The 17,557-nt window shown below is 73.3% G+C and carries 11 protein-coding genes; 10 read left to right on the top strand and 1 reads right to left on the bottom strand.

Features of this window, described 5'->3' with window-relative positions; genetic code table 11:
• Positions 1–270 precede the first annotated feature (270 nt).
• The 6 genes from ACFV6D_RS08305 (at position 271) to ACFV6D_RS08280 (ending at position 9,629) form a co-directional block, all read left to right on the top strand.
• Complete coding sequence (locus tag ACFV6D_RS08305; RefSeq protein ID WP_380558935.1) at positions 271–2,124, top strand: acetolactate synthase large subunit; 1,854 nt, start codon at positions 271–273, stop codon at positions 2,122–2,124.
• A gap of 36 nt (positions 2,125–2,160) precedes the next feature.
• Entirely contained in the window at positions 2,161–2,685 is a 525-nt protein-coding gene (gene ilvN / locus ACFV6D_RS08300) for an acetolactate synthase small subunit (RefSeq protein WP_030302941.1), read from the top strand.
• Between the two features lie 115 nt (positions 2,686–2,800).
• Positions 2,801–3,799, top strand: coding sequence for a ketol-acid reductoisomerase (gene ilvC, locus ACFV6D_RS08295; protein WP_063347727.1), 999 nt, complete (start codon positions 2,801–2,803; stop codon positions 3,797–3,799).
• A gap of 237 nt (positions 3,800–4,036) precedes the next feature.
• A complete protein-coding gene (gene serA, locus ACFV6D_RS08290) occupies positions 4,037–5,626 on the top strand; it encodes a phosphoglycerate dehydrogenase (protein WP_063347726.1) in 1,590 nt (529 codons plus the stop codon).
• A gap of 231 nt (positions 5,627–5,857) precedes the next feature.
• The gene (locus ACFV6D_RS08285; protein ID WP_363378780.1) at positions 5,858–6,019 is read left to right on the top strand and encodes a hypothetical protein; all 162 of its coding nucleotides are present in this window, start codon (positions 5,858–5,860) and stop codon (positions 6,017–6,019) included.
• Between the two features lie 274 nt (positions 6,020–6,293).
• The gene (locus ACFV6D_RS08280) at positions 6,294–9,629 is read left to right on the top strand and encodes a S8 family serine peptidase (protein ID WP_380558933.1); all 3,336 of its coding nucleotides are present in this window, start codon (positions 6,294–6,296) and stop codon (positions 9,627–9,629) included.
• Between the two features lie 154 nt (positions 9,630–9,783).
• Here the strand turns inward: ACFV6D_RS08280 and ACFV6D_RS08275 are convergent, their stop codons facing one another.
• The gene (locus ACFV6D_RS08275) at positions 9,784–12,267 is read right to left on the bottom strand and encodes a YfhO family protein (RefSeq protein WP_380558931.1); all 2,484 of its coding nucleotides are present in this window, start codon (positions 12,265–12,267) and stop codon (positions 9,784–9,786) included.
• A 141-nt stretch (positions 12,268–12,408) separates the two neighbouring features.
• On the opposite strand from ACFV6D_RS08275, the gene ACFV6D_RS08270 reads away from it, so the two are divergent.
• The 4 genes from ACFV6D_RS08270 (at position 12,409) to cimA (ending at position 17,415) form a co-directional block, all read left to right on the top strand.
• Entirely contained in the window at positions 12,409–13,026 is a 618-nt protein-coding gene (locus tag ACFV6D_RS08270) for a Uma2 family endonuclease (protein WP_380558929.1), read from the top strand.
• A gap of 9 nt (positions 13,027–13,035) precedes the next feature.
• Positions 13,036–14,073 carry a 3-isopropylmalate dehydrogenase gene (locus ACFV6D_RS08265; protein WP_063347723.1) on the top strand — a complete coding sequence of 346 codons (1,038 nt, stop codon included), beginning with the start codon at positions 13,036–13,038 and terminating at the stop codon, positions 14,071–14,073.
• Between the two features lie 246 nt (positions 14,074–14,319).
• Positions 14,320–15,432 (top strand): branched-chain amino acid aminotransferase, encoded by a 1,113-nt coding sequence (locus tag ACFV6D_RS08260; RefSeq protein ID WP_380346168.1) that lies wholly within the window; start codon positions 14,320–14,322, stop codon positions 15,430–15,432.
• Between the two features lie 378 nt (positions 15,433–15,810).
• A complete protein-coding gene (cimA, locus tag ACFV6D_RS08255; RefSeq protein ID WP_363378769.1) occupies positions 15,811–17,415 on the top strand; it encodes a citramalate synthase in 1,605 nt (534 codons plus the stop codon).
• The last annotated feature ends 142 nt before the right edge of the window (positions 17,416–17,557 follow it).

The following is a 17,557-nucleotide window of genomic DNA, read 5'->3' as shown; positions in this document are numbered from 1 at the left end:
CGCGTCGGCTGAGCGGGTTCACACCCCCCGCTTGTGACAGACCGACGCGCCACCCCTCGCATGCCCTTGGCACGAGGGGTTTTTTGTTGCACTGACGCTGTTCCACCACCGCAAGACCCCTGGCCCCGACCGCCCGATCCGCCCCGATTCGCGGGGAGGAAGCGGGACGATTGAGGCAGAGCCGGCGATCGGCCCGAAACCGGGACCCCACCCTCGCACCACCGGGGCCCGAAACCACCGGGCCGGCACATTCCGAGAAGAGACAGGCAGATGACTGAGCACGCCGCATCCCCCCGCCGCGGGGACACCACGGCCGCCCACGCTCCCGCTCCCCAGCACGTCGTCGAAACCATGACCGGCGCCCAGTCGCTCATCCGCTCGCTGGAGGCCGTGGGCGCCGACACCGTCTTCGGCATCCCGGGCGGGGCCATCCTTCCCGCGTACGACCCGCTGATGGACTCGGCCAAGGTGCGCCACATCCTGGTCCGCCACGAGCAGGGCGCCGGCCACGCCGCCACCGGATACGCCCAGGCCACCGGCCGGGTCGGGGTCTGCATGGCCACCTCCGGCCCGGGCGCGACCAACCTGGTGACCCCGATCGCCGACGCCTACATGGACTCCGTGCCGATCGTCGCGATCACCGGCCAGGTCTCCTCCAAGGCGATCGGCACCGACGCCTTCCAGGAGGCGGACATCTGCGGCATCACCATGCCGATCACCAAGCACAACTACCTGGTCACCGACCCCGCCGAGATCCCCCGGGTGATCGCCGAGGCGTTCCACATCGCCGCCACCGGCCGCCCCGGCCCCGTCCTGGTCGACATCGCCAAGGACGCGCTCCAGGCCACCACCACCTTCCGCTGGCCGGTCGAGCTCTCGCTGCCCGGCTACCGCCCGGTCACCAAGCCGCACGCCAAGCAGATCCGCGAGGCCGCGAAGATGCTGGTGGGCGCCAAGCGCCCGGTGCTGTACGTCGGCGGCGGCGTGATCAAGGCACAGGCCACCACCGAGCTGCGGATCCTCGCCGAGCTGACCGGCGCCCCCGTGGTCACCACCCTGATGGCGCTCGGCGCCTTCCCCGACAGCCACCCGCAGCACCTGGGCATGCCCGGCATGCACGGCTCCGTCCCGGCCGTCACCGCGCTGCAGAAGGCCGACCTGCTGTTCACCCTCGGCGCCCGCTTCGACGACCGCGTCACCGGCAAGCTGGACGGCTTCGCCCCGCACGCCAAGGTCGTCCACGCGGACATCGACCCGGCCGAGATCGGCAAGAACCGCCCCGCCGACGTGCCGATCGTCGGCGACGCCCGCGAGGTGCTGGCCGATCTGATCGTCGCCGTCCAGGCCGAGTTCGACGCCGGACACAAGGGCGACTACTCGCAGTGGTGGGAGAAGCTCGACGAGTGGAAGAAGACCTACCCGCTGGGCTACGAGCCCGCCCCGGGCGGCCGCCTCTCCCCGCAGCAGGTCATCGAGCGGATCGGCCGACTGGTCGGCCCCGAAGCGATCTACGCCGCGGGCGTCGGCCAGCACCAGATGTGGAGCTCGCAGTTCATCCGCTTCGAGAAGCCGGGCACCTGGCTCAACTCGGGCGGCGCGGGCACCATGGGCTACGCCGTCCCCGCCGCGATGGGCGCCAAGGCCGGCCGGCCGGACACCGCGGTCTGGGCCATCGACGGCGACGGCTGCTTCCAGATGACCAACCAGGAACTGGCCACCTGCGCCCTGAACGACATCCCGATCAAGGTCGCGGTCATCAACAACGGCTCGCTCGGCATGGTCCGCCAGTGGCAGACGCTGTTCTACAACCAGCGCTACTCCAACACCGTGCTGCACGCCGGCCCCGACCACGACGGCATCGCGCCGCCGGCCCAGGGCACCCGGATCCCCGACTTCGTCCTGCTGTCCGAGGCGATGGGCTGCGTCGGCCTGCGCTGCGAGCGCCCCGAGGACCTGGACGCCGTCATCAAGCAGGCCATGGAGATCAACGACCGCCCGGTCGTCATCGACTTCATCGTCCACCAGGACGCCATGGTCTGGCCGATGGTCGCGGCCGGCACCAGCAACGACGAGATCCAGTTCGCCAAGGGCGTCCGCCCCGACTTCGGCGACGACCTCGACTAACGCCCCCCTTCAACTCCAGAGCGCCTGAGGAACCCCATGTCCAAGCACACCCTCTCCGTCCTGGTCGAGAACAAGCCCGGCGTGCTCGCCCGCATCGCCGCCCTGTTCTCCCGTCGGGGCTTCAACATCGACTCCCTCGCCGTCGGCCCGACCGAGCATCCGGACGTGTCCCGGATGACCATCGTGGTCAACGTCGAGGACCTCCCGCTGGAACAGGTCACCAAGCAGCTCAACAAGCTCGTGAACGTGATAAAGATCGTCGAACTCGACCAGTCCGCTGCGATCCAGCGGGAACTGGTCCTGGTGAAGGTCCGCGCCGACAACGAGACCCGGTCGCAGATCGTCGAGATCGTCCAGCTGTTCCGTGCCAAGACGGTCGACGTGTCCCCGGACGCGGTGACCATCGAGGCCACCGGAAGCTCGGACAAGCTGGAGGCCATGCTCCGGATGCTGGAGCCTTACGGCATCAAGGAGTTGGTCCAGTCCGGCCTGGTCGCCATCGGGCGCGGCGCCCGTTCGATCACGGACCGCTCGTTGCGCGCCCTCGACCGCAGCGCCTGAGCACCCCCGAGACGCAGGCCGTCTCACACCCTGAAGCACCGCCCCACGCCCCCGCCGGTACGCCTACCGTAGAGAACGCGTACCCGGCAACCATCACGCAAGGAGATGTGCCCCCGTGGCCGAGCTGTTCTACGAAGACGACGCCGACCTGTCCATCATCCAGGGCCGCAAGGTCGCGGTCATCGGCTACGGCAGCCAGGGCCACGCCCACGCGCTGTCCCTGCGCGACTCCGGCGCCGACGTCCGGGTCGGCCTGAAGCCGGAGTCCAAGTCCCGTGCCAAGGCGGAGGAGGCCGGCCTGCGCGTCGTCACCCCGGCCGAGGCCGCGGCCGAGGCCGACGTCATCATGATCCTGGTGCCGGACCCGATCCAGGCCGACGTCTACGAGGCCGACATCGCCCCGCACCTGAAGGCCGGCGACGCCCTGTTCTTCGGCCACGGCCTGAACATCCGCTTCGGCTTCATCAAGCCCCCGGCGGACGTCGACGTCTGCATGGTCGCCCCGAAGGGCCCGGGCCACCTGGTCCGCCGCCAGTACGAGGAGGGCCGCGGCGTCCCCGCGATCGTCGCCGTCGAGCAGGACGCCTCCGGCAAGGCCTTCGACCTGGCGCTGTCCTACGCCAAGGGCCTGGGCGCCACCAAGGCCGGCGTCATCAAGACCACCTTCACCGAGGAGACCGAGACCGACCTGTTCGGTGAGCAGGCCGTCCTCTGCGGTGGCACAGCCGCCCTGGTGAAGGCCGGTTTCGAGACCCTGGTCGAGGCCGGCTACCAGCCGGAGATCGCCTACTTCGAGTGCCTGCACGAGCTGAAGCTCATCGTCGACCTGATGTACGAGGGCGGCCTGGAGAAGATGCGCTGGTCGGTCTCCGAGACCGCCGAGTGGGGCGACTACGTCACCGGCCCGCGGATCATCACCGACGCCACCAAGGCCGAGATGCGCAAGGTCCTCGCCGAGATCCAGGACGGCACCTTCGCCAACACCTGGATCGCCGAGTACAAGGCCGGTCTGCCCAAGTACAACGAGTACAAGAAGGCCGACGAGGACCACCTGCTGGAGACCACCGGCAAGAAGCTGCGCTCGCTGATGAGCTGGGTCGACGACAAGGCCTGAACCGGCCTCGGGCTCTGCCCGATTTTGTAACTTCCTTGTACAAGTAGGCTGCTCTCGTCCGGGTGATTTCGCCGGACGGGAGCAGCCTGGTACCCAGCCCGTCGATACACTCCGAGTGCGCGTCAGGCCCACAGCGTCGTGCGTCTACCTACGCGGCATGCCACCTTCCCCCCGCCGTCCACGCCACCCACGTGCCGGGGAGAACCGCAGAGTTAAGGACACACTGTCGTGAGCACTGTGACATCCAAAACCGCCGTCGTCCTGATCGCCGAAGAGCTGTCGCCCGCCACCGTCGACGCCCTCGGCCCCGACTTCGAGATCCGCCACTGCAACGGCGCCGACCGCACCGAGCTGCTCGGCGCGATCGCCGACGTCGACGCGATCCTGATCCGCTCCGCCACCAAGGTCGACGCGGAGGCGCTGGCCGTCGCCCGCAAGCTCAAGGTGGTCGCCCGGGCCGGGGTCGGCCTGGACAACGTGGACGTCGCCGCCGCCACCAAGGCCGGCGTGATGGTCGTGAACGCGCCGACCTCCAACATCGTCACCGCCGCCGAACTCGCCTGCGGCCTGCTGATCTCCGTCGCCCGCAACATCGCGCCGGCCAACGCCGCGCTCAAGCAGGGCGAGTGGAAGCGCAACAAGTACACCGGCGTCGAGCTGAGCGAGAAGACCCTCGGCGTCGTCGGCCTCGGCCGGATCGGCGTCCTGGTCGCCCAGCGGATGTCCGCGTTCGGCATGAAGATCGTCGCGTACGACCCCTACATCCAGGCCGCCCGCGCCGCCCAGATGGGCGTCAAGCTGGTCACCCTGGAGGAGCTGCTGGAGGTCTCGGACTTCATCACCGTCCACCTCCCCAAGACCCCCGAGACCATCGGCCTGATCGGCGACGAGGCGCTGCACAAGGTCAAGCCGACCGTGCGCATCGTCAACGCCGCCCGCGGCGGCATCGTGGACGAGGAGGCGCTCGCCAACGCCCTGCGCGACGGCCGGGTGGCCGGCGCCGGCCTGGACGTGTACACCAAGGAGCCGTGCACCGACTCCCCGCTGTTCGGCTTCGACAACGTGGTCGCCACCCCGCACCTGGGCGCCTCCACCGACGAGGCGCAGGAGAAGGCCGGCATCGCCGTCGCCAAGTCGGTGCGCCTGGCGCTGGCCGGCGAGCTGGTGCCGGACGCCGTCAACGTCCAGGGCGGCGTGATCGCCGAGGACGTGCGCCCGGGCCTGCCGCTGGCCGAGAAGCTCGGCCGGATCTTCACCGCGCTGGCCGGCGAGGTCGCCGTCCGGCTCGACGTCGAGGTCCGCGGCGAGATCACCCAGCACGACGTGAAGGTGCTCGAACTGTCCGCGCTGAAGGGCGTGTTCGAGGACGTGGTGGCGGAGACGGTGTCCTACGTCAACGCCCCGCTGTTCGCCCAGGAGCGCGGCGTCGAGGTCCGCCTGACCACCTCCAGCGAGAGCGCCGAGCACCGCAACGTGATCACCGTCCGCGGCACGCTCGCGAACGGCGAGGAGATCGCCATCTCCGGCACCCTGGCCGGCCCGAAGCAGACCCAGAAGATCGTCGGCGTGGACGCCTTCGACGTGGACGTCGCGCTCACCGACCACATGGCCTTCTTCAAGTACGAGGACCGCCCCGGCGTGGTCGGCGTGCTCGGCCGCCACCTCGGCGACGCCGGCATCAACATCGCCGGCATGCAGGTCGCCCGCGACGGCGGCGGCGCGCTCGCCTCCATCACCGTGGACAGCCAGATCCCGCAGGACGTGCTGTCGGCGATCGCCGCCGAGATCGGCGCCCGCTTCGCCCGCTCGGTCGACCTGGGCGCCTGAGCTCGACGCCCCCCGGGCGGCGCCCGTCTCAGATACTAGGAAATCCAAGTATTCGTGCAGACACGGCCCGGGCCCGGTCGTACCGTGGAAGGGCGATACGGCGTGCCGACCCTGTAGACAGGGCGTTCGGCCCGTGTCCGCGTGCGCCTTCACGGGCAGGCGATCCCTGCCCCCGCGCGTACCCCTCCCCTCCCGCGCCCTCTTCGGGGCGCCGCTTCCAAGGAGCCCGGTATGCCCCTCACCGCCGACCGCCACGCCACTGCCACCCCCGCCGCCACCCCCGTCCGCGCCCCGCGCCGGCGCCGGGCCGCCGAGCGGAACCCCTTCGCCGCCGCCGCGCTGCAGCGGGCGCTGGACCGCCGCGACAACGGCGGCTCGACCGGGCACCTCTGACGGGAACCCCTGGCGGGCCTGTCTGTCAGGGGTCGTCGGACGGCCCTCCTCGGGGGGCTTCTCCGACCCGGCCGTTCATCCGCCGAATAGGCCGCTCGGGCTGCCGTCAGGTCACCCGGTCGAGTGCAACCGGCGTCCGTCCGAGGGAAGTTGCTCGCGCTCGCCGGCGCGATCATCCTAATTTGGGGCCCCCGGAAGGGTGATCGACGTTCGCGCGGGCGGGCGTCAGCGACACGGTGTGCGGATCAGTCCCCCTGCCGGGGGAGAGGGCCCAGTGCGCCTGCCATCCGTCCGCCGACCCATCACCCGGATCGGCCTCACCCTGGCCGTGCTGGCCGGGAGCGCGGCGCTCGCCGCCACCCCGGCCTCCGGCGGGCCCCCGACGGAGCCGTCGAGGGCCGGCCGAACGGCCACCGTCCTGCTCGAACTCGGCACCGAGCCGGCCGGCCCCGCCTGGCGGCGCGCCGCCGACGGGGCCCGGCGGGCCCAGCGCTCCCCGGAGGCCGCCCGCCGGGAGGCCGCCGACGCCGGCGCCGCCCAGCGCGCCAAGGCCGGCGAAGCCCTCGACCGGCTCGCCGCGGCCGTCCACCGGGCGGCGCCCACCGCCGGCGAGCTCTACCGCACCCGCACCCTGCTCACCGGCCTCGCCGTCAACGCGCCCGCCGACCGGCTGCCCGCCCTGCGCGCGCTGCCCGGCGTCCGGGCCGTCCACCCGATCGTCCGCAAACAGCGGGACAACGCCTACTCCGTCCCGCTGATCGGCGCCCCGCAGGTCTGGGCCGGCGCGACCGGCGACGGCAACACCGGCCAGGGGGTGCGGATCGGCATCATCGACAGCGGCATCGACTACACCCACGCCGACTTCGGCGGCCCCGGCACCGAGGCCGCCTTCCGCTCCGTCGAACGCGGCAAGCCGGCCCCGCCCGAGCTGTTCCCCAACGCCAAGGTGATCGGCGGCAAGGACCTGGTCGGCGACGACTACAACCCCGACCCGTCCTCCCCCCACCACCAGCCCGTCCCGCACCCCAGCGACAACCCGATCGACTGCGACCGCAACGGGCACGGCACCCACGTCGCCGGCACCGCCGCCGGCTACGGCGTCACCGCCGACGGCCACCCGTACACCGGCCCCTACCGGCCCGGACTCGACCCCGCCGGGTTCAAGGTCGGCCCCGGCGCCGCCCCCGGCGCCCAGCTGTACGCGATCCGGGTCTTCGGCTGCGACGGCTCCACCGACCGGCTCGCCCAGGCCCTCGACCTCGCCGCCGACCCCAACGGCGACGGAGACCTCGGCGACCGCCTCGACGTCGTCAACCTCTCCCTCGGCAGCCGCTTCGGCAACCCCGACGACACCGACGCCCTCGCCGTCGACCGGCTCGCCGCCCTCGGCACCGTCGTGGTCGCCGCCGCCGGCAACGACGGCGACGTCTACGGCATCGGCGGCAGCCCCGGCACCGCCGCCCGGGCCATCGCCGTCGCCGCCTCCGTCGACCCGCACAGCGACACCGACGGCCTCACCGTGCTCGCCCCCGCCAGCCTGGCCGGCATCGTCCCGGCCCACTGGAGCGAGCGCTACCAGGGCTGGTCCAGCGCCGACGTCAGCGGCCAACTCGCCCTGCCCGCCGACCAGTCCGACGGCTGCGCCGCCTACAGCGAAGCCGACCGGCAGCGGCTCGCCGGAAAGATCGCCGTCCTCACCTGGCGCACCCGCGACACCGAACGGGCCTGCAACTCCGGCCCCCGCGCCGACCACGCCGCCGACGCCGGTGCGATCGGCGCCCTCTACGCCGCCGACACCGACCACCTCGCCGAGATCTCCGGCAACGACCGCATCCCGGCCGCCCTGCTCGCCCACGCCGACGGCGAACGGCTCCGGCAGGCCGCCGCGGCCGGGCCGGTCGAGATCCGCCTCGCCGCCCCCGGCAACCCGCTGCACGGCTCCGTCTCCCAGAACCAGCCCGCCCGCACCGACACCCTCACCGACTTCTCCTCCCGCGGCATCGGCGTCCCCGGCATCGTCAAACCCGACCTCGCCGCCCCCGGCGAGACCATCTGGTCCGCCCTCGTCGGCAGCGGCAGCGGCGGCCAGCGCGAGGACGGCACCTCGATGGCCACCCCGCACATCACCGGCCTCGCCGCCCTCGTCCGCGCCGCCCACCCCGACTGGCCGGTCGAACAGCTCAAGGCCGCGCTCATGAACACCGCCGTCGACACCTGGCTCGGCGACGACCACGGCGGACCGGTCTACGGCCCCGAGCGCACCGGCGGCGGCCGCGCCCAGGTCGACCGGGCCGTCCACACCCCCGTCGTCGCCTACGCGGCCGGCGACGGAGCGGCCGAAGGCAGCGTCGGCGTCTCCTACGGGCCGGTCGAGATCGCCGGGCCGACCGCCCTCGGCCGCGACATCGAGGTGCGCAACCACGCGGACCGGCCGTTGAGCTACCGCACCGGCTACGCGGCCGCCACCGAACTGCCCGGCGCCACCTTCGAGGTGACGCCGGACCAGGTCGACGTCCCGGCCGGCGGCACCGCGCGGGTGCACGTCACCCTCGCCGTCCCCGGGGAACTGGGCCGGGCCCCCGACCCCACCATCGACACCCTGCAGAACGGCAAGGCCCGCAGCTACCGCGCCGAACTCTCCGGCCGCGTCCTGCTCACCCCCGTCACCGACCCGGCCCTGCCCCAACTGCGCGTCCCCGTCCTCGCCGCCCCGCGCCCGGCCACCGACCTCACCGCCACCGCCGCCGCCCGCACCACCCGGGACGGCACCGTGCTGATGCTCGGCGGCAGCGCCGCCCCCGGCAACCGGCCCGGACTCGTCACCGCCCTCACCCTCGGCGGCGAAGGCACCCGCTGGGCCGACTGCCCGCCCGACAGCGAAGCCGCCGTCGGGCCCGGGGCCGGCATCCGGCCCGACGACGACGCCGAGCCGGCCGACCCCCCGCAGGACGTCTGCGTCCAGCACCCCGGCGACCGGGCCGCCAACCTGCGGGTCGTCGGGGCCGCCACCAGCTCCGACCTGCTCTACGTGGGCGCCCAGCTCTGGGCCCCGGCCGCCACCCCGGTCGGGCTCTACGGCGTCCGGGTCTCCCTGGACACCGACGGCGACGGCACCACCGACGTCATCCTCGAAGCCGACCGGCTGCGCAACAGCGACGTCCTCGTCTCCCGCGCCCTGGACGCCCGAACCGGCGCCGAACTCGACGTCCAGCCGCTCAACGGGCACTGGGGCGACACCGACACCGCCCTGCTGGACGGCGACGCCGTCGTCCTCCCCGTCCGGCTGAGCGCCCTCCCGGGCGTCCGGGAAGGCCACAGCACCATCCACTACGGCGTCTGGACCAGCACCGTCGCCCCCGGCACACCCGACCCGGCCGAGTCCTACTCCGCCATCGGCCTGCGCGGCACCCGCCCCGTCCTGGCCCTCGACGTCCTGCACCCCGCCGTCGACATCCGCGCCGGCCTCGGCGGCCCCGCGGCCCTCGTTACCCCGGTCCGGCCAGGCACCGTCCTCGACATCCGCCGCACCCCCGGCGACACCTCCCGCCTGCTCCTGCTCCACCACCTCAACCCCGCCGCCCACCGGAGCCAGGTGATCAGCCTCCCCTGACCGCACCCGTCCGAGGGGCGGCCCGCCGACCTGGCGGGCCGCCCCTCGCGCGTTGTGCCGCGCCTCGGTGGCGCGGGCCCACTTGCGGTGCCACCGGCGGTCGGCCGTGCCCGGCCCGGCCGCCTCAGGCCCGGTTGCGTCAGGCCCGGCCGCCTCAGCCTCGGTCGGCGGCCTGGGCGGCGAGCCGGCGGGTGCGGCGGGGGGCGCGGGTCGGGCGGCGGGAGAAGCGGGTGAAGACGGCGACCAGGGCGAGGGCGGCGGCGGTGGCGGAGCTGACGGTGAGGCCCTCGGTGAGACCGGGCGGGCGGAAGGAGCAGGCGATGCGGTCGGCGCCGGCGCCGAGCGGTACGCCGATCATGCCCAGGACGGGCGTCGGCGGGACGTACCGGCCGCCGCCCGCCGCGCAGGTCCAGCCCTCGGCGGCCGGGACGGACAGCAGCGCGGTGCCGGTGGAGCCGGCCGGGAGGGTCGCGGCGAGGGTGTGCCCGCGGGCCGTCACGCCGGTCGCGCCGGTGGCGGTGAGACGGGCGACGGCGGCGTCCAGGGCGCCGGGCCGCAGGCAGCCGATCGGACGGGCCGGGACCTGGCCGACCGTGTCGGAGCGCAGGGTCACCCGGACCGTCCCGTCCGCGGGGACCGGCCCCAGCCGGTGGATCGCGACGGCGGTGGTGGGCTGTTCGCCGTCGCTGCGGTAGGTGGTGCCGAGGCCGCTGACCGTGCCCCGGTACCAGACGCCGTGGAAGTAGGCCGTGCCGCCGGGGGTGCAGGCCGCGGTGAGGACGGTGCCCTCGGCGCCGCCGGGCAGCGACCAGCCGCTGGTGCCGTGCAGGGTGGGCGCCGGGCCGCCGGCCGGGACGGGCAGCGGGGCCTCGTACACCCGGCTGCCGAGCAGTGACTCCTGCCGGGACCAGACCGAGGAGGTGTCCGGCCGGGCGCCGGGCGGCAGCACGGTGACCAGCGGCGGTGCGGCGGCCCGTCCGGGGGTGAAGCCGGCCGGGGGCGGCCCGTCGTCGAGGTGGGCGCGGACGGCGAACAGGGCCTGCCCGACCGGGTCGGTGACGCTGGCGGTCTGCCGCCCGCCCGCCGTCCAGCCCGCGCCGAGGTCGTGCAGCAGCAGGGCGGCGACGGTCGGCAGGTAGCCGCTGAAGTAGCCGCCGCCCTGGCCGTCGAGCAGCAGCGGATCGTTGGTGGTGAAGGCGTGCGGGCCGGGGTCGCTGCGGCCCCGGGGCCAGTCGGCGCCGTCGCGCACCGCCGCGTACCCGGCCCGGACGGCGGCGGGGGAGGCGGGGTCGGCCGGGGCGGCGGCGAGCGCCGCGTACCCGGACCAGACGGCGTTGCCGAGCACCACGCCGGCCAGCACCCAGGTCGCCAGGGCGGTGGCCCGGCGGTCGGTGTGCCGGCGGTCGAGGGTCCAGAGCGCGGCGAGCAGGACGACCCCGCCGACGGCCAGCAGCGTCCAGGTGGAGGCGCGGACCGAGTGCCGGCCCGCCGCCAGCGCGGCGATCACCGCGACCACGGCGGCGCCGCCCAGCAGGGTCAGCCGGTCCGGCCGGTGCGCCAGCGACACCCAGCCCGCCAGCACCAGCAGGCCGCTGAGCACGAACGCGACCCGGTACGGCCCGCCGGCCGGGATCGCCAGACCGTGCCAGACCAGCACGGTCGGGGTCCAGACGAAGCTGAGCACCACCAGCACCAGCGCCCCGCACCAGACCGCCCGCTCCCGTACCCGCACCCGCCGGTTGAACGGCAGCCCGCACACCAGCAGCAGCCCCAGCAGGCCGATCGCGACGTCCGGCAGCGGCCGCCCGCCGTGGGTGGCGGGCAGCAACTGCGCGAGGTGCCCGCCGAGCCCGGACGGGCCGAGCGGCTGCACCGGGGACTCCGGCTGGGCGCCGTGCGCGGCCCGGACGGCGACGAACAGCACGGGCGAGGCGAGCAGGACACCGGTGGTGGCCATGGTGAAGGCCCGCCCGGTGACCCGGACCCGGTGGCGCACCGGCCGCGGGGTGGCGAACAGGCGGACGGCCAGCAGCAGCCCGGCCATCAGGGTGGCCAGCGCGGCGGTGTACAGGTTGCCGGCCCAGGCGAGGGTGACGCACAGCGAGCCGGCCACCCAGCGCCGCTCGCGCAGGCACCAGTCGGCGGCCAGGCCGAGCAGCGGCAGCGAGACCAGGCCCCAGAGCCACATCGGCGCCGCCCCGCCGACGTCGAGCACCCAGGCGCAGAGCCCGTACCCGACGGCGGCGAGCGCCCGCAGCCAGTGCGGGCCGGGGTGCAGCCGGCCGAGCAGGTGGGCCATCAGGGCGGTGCCGAGGCCGATGGTGGCGAGAGTGACCAGGAGGAGCGCGAGCCGGCCCTGGTCGCGGGGGAGGAGGGCGGTCGGCCAGGAGAACGGGTTCATCAGGTAGGCGAAGAAGTCGGCGAGGAACGGGACGCCGTAGCCGCTGTTCCAGTTGAACAGGAGGTCCCCGGCGGCCCGCCCGTGCAGCAGGTCCCACAGGTGGGCGTGGTACGGCAGGGCGGCCTCGCCCGCCCCCGTCGGCCACACCCCGCGCAGCCCCACCGCGAGCGCGTACCCGCCCGCCGCCAGCCCGGCCGCACTCCCGCAGACCAGCACCTCCCGCCGCCGCACGCCCATCTGCTGCTCGACCCCGTTTCCGCGAGGGATTGCCGGACCCCGCCACCCTAAGCGCGCCCCCCGCGCGGATCAGGCCCCCCGCGCTCCCTCGAAGGGGTGATGAGGTGGCAGCCCGGCGGATCGGCCTGCGACGGTGCCCCCGTGGAAAGGGAACTCGACCTTGCGATGCCGGAGTGGCTGCGCCCTCCGGCTACCGGCTACACCGCGGACGACCTGGATCGGCTACGGGATCTCCCGCCCCACACCGAGTTGCTCTTCGGTGGCCTGGTCTTCTCCGCCCGTCAGACAACGTTCCATGCCCGGACCACCAGCAGGCTGGATCAGCAACTGGCCGACCAGGTGCCGGACGGTTGGGAGGTCTGCTGCCGGATGGGGTTGAAGCTCGACACCCGTAACCGGCCGGAGCCCGATGTCATGGTCGTCGATGCCCGAGCGGACACCGGGCCCGATCAGACGTCCTGGCTGGCCCGGGATGTTCTGTTGGCCGTGGAAGTGGTCGAGGAGGCATCGGCGGAGCGGGACCGCGACGTCAAGCCGCGCAAGTACGCCGCTGCCGGGATCCGCTACTTCTGGCGTGTCGAGCGTGAGCAGCGTGAACCGGTGGTTTACGCCTACGAGTTGGATGAGGCTGCCGGCGATTACGTTCAGAGCGGGACTTTCCCTGGCAGCCTGACGGTTCAGCGGCCGTTTCCGTTGACGGTCACCCTGACCCGTCCGGATGGTGGACGCCGGGTGTCAGCCCCTGGGACACCGGAGTAGGGTCCGAGCATGTCTCGCACGATTCGTCTCGCAGTTGTCCCGGGTGACGGCATCGGCCAGGAAGTGGTGGCCGAAGGTCTCAAGGTCCTGGGTGCCGTGCTTCCCGCCGAGGTGAAGCTGGAGACCACCGAGTACGACCTCGGCGCCCGGCGCTACCACCGGACCGGGGAGACCCTGCCGGACAGCGTGCTGGCCGAGCTGAAGTCGCACGACGCGATCCTGCTGGGCGCCATCGGCGACCCGAGCGTGCCGTCGGGCGTGCTGGAGCGGGGGCTGCTGCTGAAGCTGCGGTTCGCCTTCGACCACCACATCAACCTGCGTCCGGGCCGCCTGTTCCCCGGGGTGAAGTCCCCGCTGGCCGGTGAGCCGACCATCGACTTCGTGGTGGTCCGCGAGGGCACCGAGGGCCCGTACGTCGGCAACGGCGGCTCGCTGCGCACCGGGACGCCGCAGGAGGTGGCCACCGAGGTCAGCCTGAACACCGCGTTCGGCATCGAGCGCGTGGTGCGCGACGCCTACCGCCGGGCCCAGGCGCGTCCGCGCAAGAAGCTGACGCTGGTGCACAAGAACAACGTGCTGGTGCACGCCGGGCACCTGTGGTCGCGGATCTTCGCGGAGGTCGGCCGGGAGTTCCCGGAGGTGACCACCGACTACCTGCACGTCGACGCGGCGACGATCTTCTTCGTCACCCAGCCGGAGCGCTTCGACGTCATCGTCACCGACAACCTGTTCGGCGACATCCTGACCGACCTGGCCGCCGCCGTCACCGGCGGGATCGGCCTGGCCGCGAGCGGCAACATCAACCCGGGCGGCGAGTTCCCGTCGATGTTCGAGCCGGTGCACGGTTCGGCGCCGGACATCGCGGGCCAGGGCAAGGCCGACCCGACGGCCACCGTGCTGTCGGTCGCCATGCTGCTGGAGCACCTGGGCTTCGCCGCCGAGGCCGCCCGGGTGGAGGCCGCCGTCGCGGCGGACCTGGCCGAGCGCACCGGCACCCGCAGCACCTCCGCGGTCGGCGACGCGCTGGTCACCCGAGTAGCCGGCTGACGGGCCGGATCCGCTTGACGGACTCCGGCCCACGGGCCGGGGCCGACAACGGTCGCGGCCCGGCGGGCCGCACCACATAACCGCAGCTTGCAGCTCCCCAAGGAGCGGGCAGCTGTTCGGCACGGCCCTCTGGATGCGAGTATCGACAGTGGGTCGTGCCGTTGTGCGTTCGTTCCGGTGCTGGTTGGCCGCGGCGGGCACCCGGCGGTGGCGGCCCGGACCTACCCCACGGTGAAGGAAACAGCCATGAGCACGCCCACCCAGGCGCCCATCACGTTCGACCTCAAGCCTTCCGCCCACCCGCTGCCCACCGCGGAGCGCGAGGCCCGGCTGATCAACCCCGGCTTCGGCCGGGTCTTCACCGACCACATGGTCACCATCCGTTGGACCGAGGGCGTGGGCTGGCACGACGCGCAGCTGGCGCCGTACGCGCCGCTGGAGGTCGACCCGGCGAACATGACCCTGCACTACGGCCAGTCGATCTTCGAGGGCCTCAAGGCCTACCGCCAGGCCGACGGATCCATCGCGACCTTCCGTCCGGAGGCCAACGCGGCCCGCTTCCAGGCCTCGGCCCGCCGGCTGGCGATGCCGGAGCTGCCGGTGGAGACCTTCGTCGAGGCCGTCGAGCTGCTGGTCCAGCAGGACCAGGGGTGGGTGCCGAACGAGCCCGAGCAGAGCCTGTACCTGCGTCCGTTCATGTTCGCCACCGAGGTCGGTCTGGGTGTCCGCCCGGCCAACTCCTACCTGTTCATGATCATCGCCTCGCCGGCCGGCGCCTACTTCCCGGGCGGCGTCAAGCCGGTCTCGGTGTGGCTGTCCAAGGAGTACGTCCGGGCCGCTCCCGGCGGCACCGGTGCCGCCAAGTGCGCCGGCAACTACGCCGCTTCGCTGATCGCCCAGGCCCAGGCCGCCGAGAAGGGCTGCGACCAGGTCGTCTGGCTCGACGCCGCCGAGCACCGGTGGATCGAGGAGATGGGCGGCATGAACCTGTACTTCGTCTTCGGCGAGGGCAAGGACGCGAAGATCGTCACCCCCGAGCTGTCCGGCGCCCTGCTGCCCGGCATCACCCGCGACTCGCTCCTCCAGCTCGCCGCCGACCTCGGCTACGCCGTCGAGGAGCGGAAGATCTCCACCGACGAGTGGCAGCAGGCCAACGCGGACGGCACCCTCACCGAGGTGTTCGCCTGCGGCACCGCCGCCGTCATCACCCCGGTCGGCTCGGTCAAGTCGGCCGCCGCCGACTGGACGGTCGGCGCCGGCGAGCCCGGCCCGACCACCATGGAGCTGCGCCGGGTCCTGCTGGCCATCCAGGGCGGCCAGACCCCCGACACCCACGGCTGGCTGCACAAGATCGTCTGAGGCGGCACCCGCTCCGGCCTGCCCTGTTCCGCATCGCGAGACGGGCGGGCCGGATGCCGGGACGTGTGCCAGACTGCGAGCGTGTCCTCGCTGTCGCTGATGATTAGCAGCAGGCGCGCCGGTCCGCAGTGACCGCTCCCGCAGGACCCGATGCGGAGCGACCACCAGCGTCCAGACCCGCGCGCAGACCTCTCGCACCCGCGAGGGGTTTTTTCGTTTTTCGGGCACCGCCCCGATGAACACAGCCTCCGGACCGGCCGAGAGCCCCCACAAGGGGCTCGGGGACACCGGAGCCGCGCGCGGGATGCTGGACAGTGGAGCCGGGACTCGCAATCCGGCAGAGCAGTACGAACCTCCCCGAACGGAGAACCAGGGGTCATGACCGAGGTCAGCCGTACCGACGACAGTTTCCACGTGTTCGACACCACCCTGCGCGACGGTGCGCAGCGGGAGGGCATCAACCTGACGGTGGCGGACAAGCTGGCCATCGCGCGGTACCTGGACGAGTTCGGGGTGGGCTTCATCGAGGGCGGCTGGCCGGGGGCCAACCCGCGCGACACCGAGTTCTTCGCCCGGGCCGCCGCCGAACTGGACCTCCGGCACGCCCGGCTGGTCGCCTTCGGCGCCACCCGCCGGGCCGGCGGCAAGGCCGCGGAGGACCCGCAGCTGGCCGCGCTGGTCGCCTCGGGCGCCCCGGTCGTCACCCTCGTCGCCAAGGCGCACGACCGGCACGTGGAGCTGGCGCTGCGCACCACCCTCGACGAGAACCTGGAGATGGTCCGGGACAGCGTCGAGTTCCTGCGCGCGCAGGGTCGGCGGGTGTTCATCGACTGCGAGCACTTCTTCGACGGCTACCGGGCGAACCGCGAGTACGCGCTGGCCGTGGTCCGCACCGCGCACCAGGCGGGCGCGGACGTGGTGGTGCTGTGCGACACCAACGGCGGGATGCTGCCGGCCGGCGTGCGGGAGACCGTCGCCGACGTCCTCGCCGTCACCGGTGCCCGGCTGGGCATCCACGCCCAGGACGACACCGGCTGCGCGGTGGCCAACACGCTGGCCGCGGTGGACGCCGGCGCCACCCACGTCCAGTGCACCGCCAACGGCTACGGCGAGCGGGTCGGCAACGCCAACCTGTTCCCGGTGGTCGGCGCACTGGAGATCAAGTACGACCGGCGGGTGCTCCCCGAGGGGCGGCTCGCCGAGATGACCAGGCTGTCGCACGCGATCGCCGAGGTGGTCAACCTGACCCCCTCCACCCACCAGCCGTACGTCGGCTACTCGGCCTTCGCGCACAAGGCGGGCCTGCACGCCTCCGCGATCAAGGTCGACCCTGACCTGTACCAGCACATCGACCCGGAGCGGGTCGGCAACACCATGCGGATGCTGGTCTCCGACATGGCGGGCCGCGCCTCGGTCGAGCTCAAGGGCAAGGAGCTCGGCTACGACCTGTCCAGCGACCGGGACCTGGCCGGCCGGGTGGTGGCCAAGGTGAAGGAGCAGGAGAACCTCGGCTACACCTACGAGTCCGCCGACGCCTCCTTCGAGCTGCTGCTGCGCGACGAGGTGCGCGGCGGCCGGGAGCGCTTCTACACCCTGGAGTCCTGGCGGACCATCAGCGAGCAGGGCCCGAACGGGTTCACCGGCAACGAGGCGACGGTGAAGCTGTGGGCGAAGGGGGAGCGCCGGATCGCCACCGGCGAGGGCAACGGCCCGGTGAACGCGCTGGACCAGGCGCTGCGCACCGCGCTGGAGGGGATCTACCCGCCGCTGGCCCGGTTCGAGCTGGTGGACTACAAGGTCCGCATCCTGGAGGGCCAGCACGGCACCGGCTCCAAGACCCGGGTGCTGATCGAGTCCACCGACGGCACGTCCACCTGGTCGACCGTCGGGGTGGCCGACAACGTGGTGGCCGCCTCCTGGCTGGCGTTGGAGGACGCCTACACCTACGGGCTGATCCGGGCCGGCCTGGAGCCCACCGACTAGACCGCCGAGTAGCTCACCGGGCAGCCCGCCGGGCGACCCGCCGCGGCCGCCGCCCCACAACCAACGAAAGAAGGTCGGGTGGGAAGCCGCCGGGGGGGGGGGGGCGCCGCTGAGGGGCGCCGAGGCGGGGGGGCTGGAGGGG

Origin of the sequence: Kitasatospora sp. NPDC059812, assembly GCF_042732075.1 — a bacterium.
Classification (GTDB): domain Bacteria; phylum Actinomycetota; class Actinomycetes; order Streptomycetales; family Streptomycetaceae; genus Kitasatospora.
This window is presented reverse-complemented; position numbering and strand designations above follow the sequence as displayed.

Excerpts from the sequence above, each read along its gene's own strand:
- ACFV6D_RS08305 (WP_380558935.1), top strand. The coding sequence starts at position 271 with ATGACTGAGCACGCCGCATCCCCCCGCCGCGGGGACACCACGGCCGCC.
- ilvN (WP_030302941.1), top strand. The coding sequence starts at position 2,161 with ATGTCCAAGCACACCCTCTCCGTCCTGGTCGAGAACAAGCCCGGCGTG.
- ACFV6D_RS08285 (WP_363378780.1), top strand. The coding sequence starts at position 5,858 with ATGCCCCTCACCGCCGACCGCCACGCCACTGCCACCCCCGCCGCCACC.
- ACFV6D_RS08275 (WP_380558931.1), bottom strand. The coding sequence starts at position 12,267 with ATGGGCGTGCGGCGGCGGGAGGTGCTGGTCTGCGGGAGTGCGGCCGGG.
- ACFV6D_RS08265 (WP_063347723.1), top strand. The coding sequence starts at position 13,036 with ATGTCTCGCACGATTCGTCTCGCAGTTGTCCCGGGTGACGGCATCGGC.
- ACFV6D_RS08260 (WP_380346168.1), top strand. The coding sequence starts at position 14,320 with ATGAGCACGCCCACCCAGGCGCCCATCACGTTCGACCTCAAGCCTTCC.
- cimA (WP_363378769.1), top strand. The coding sequence starts at position 15,811 with ATGACCGAGGTCAGCCGTACCGACGACAGTTTCCACGTGTTCGACACC.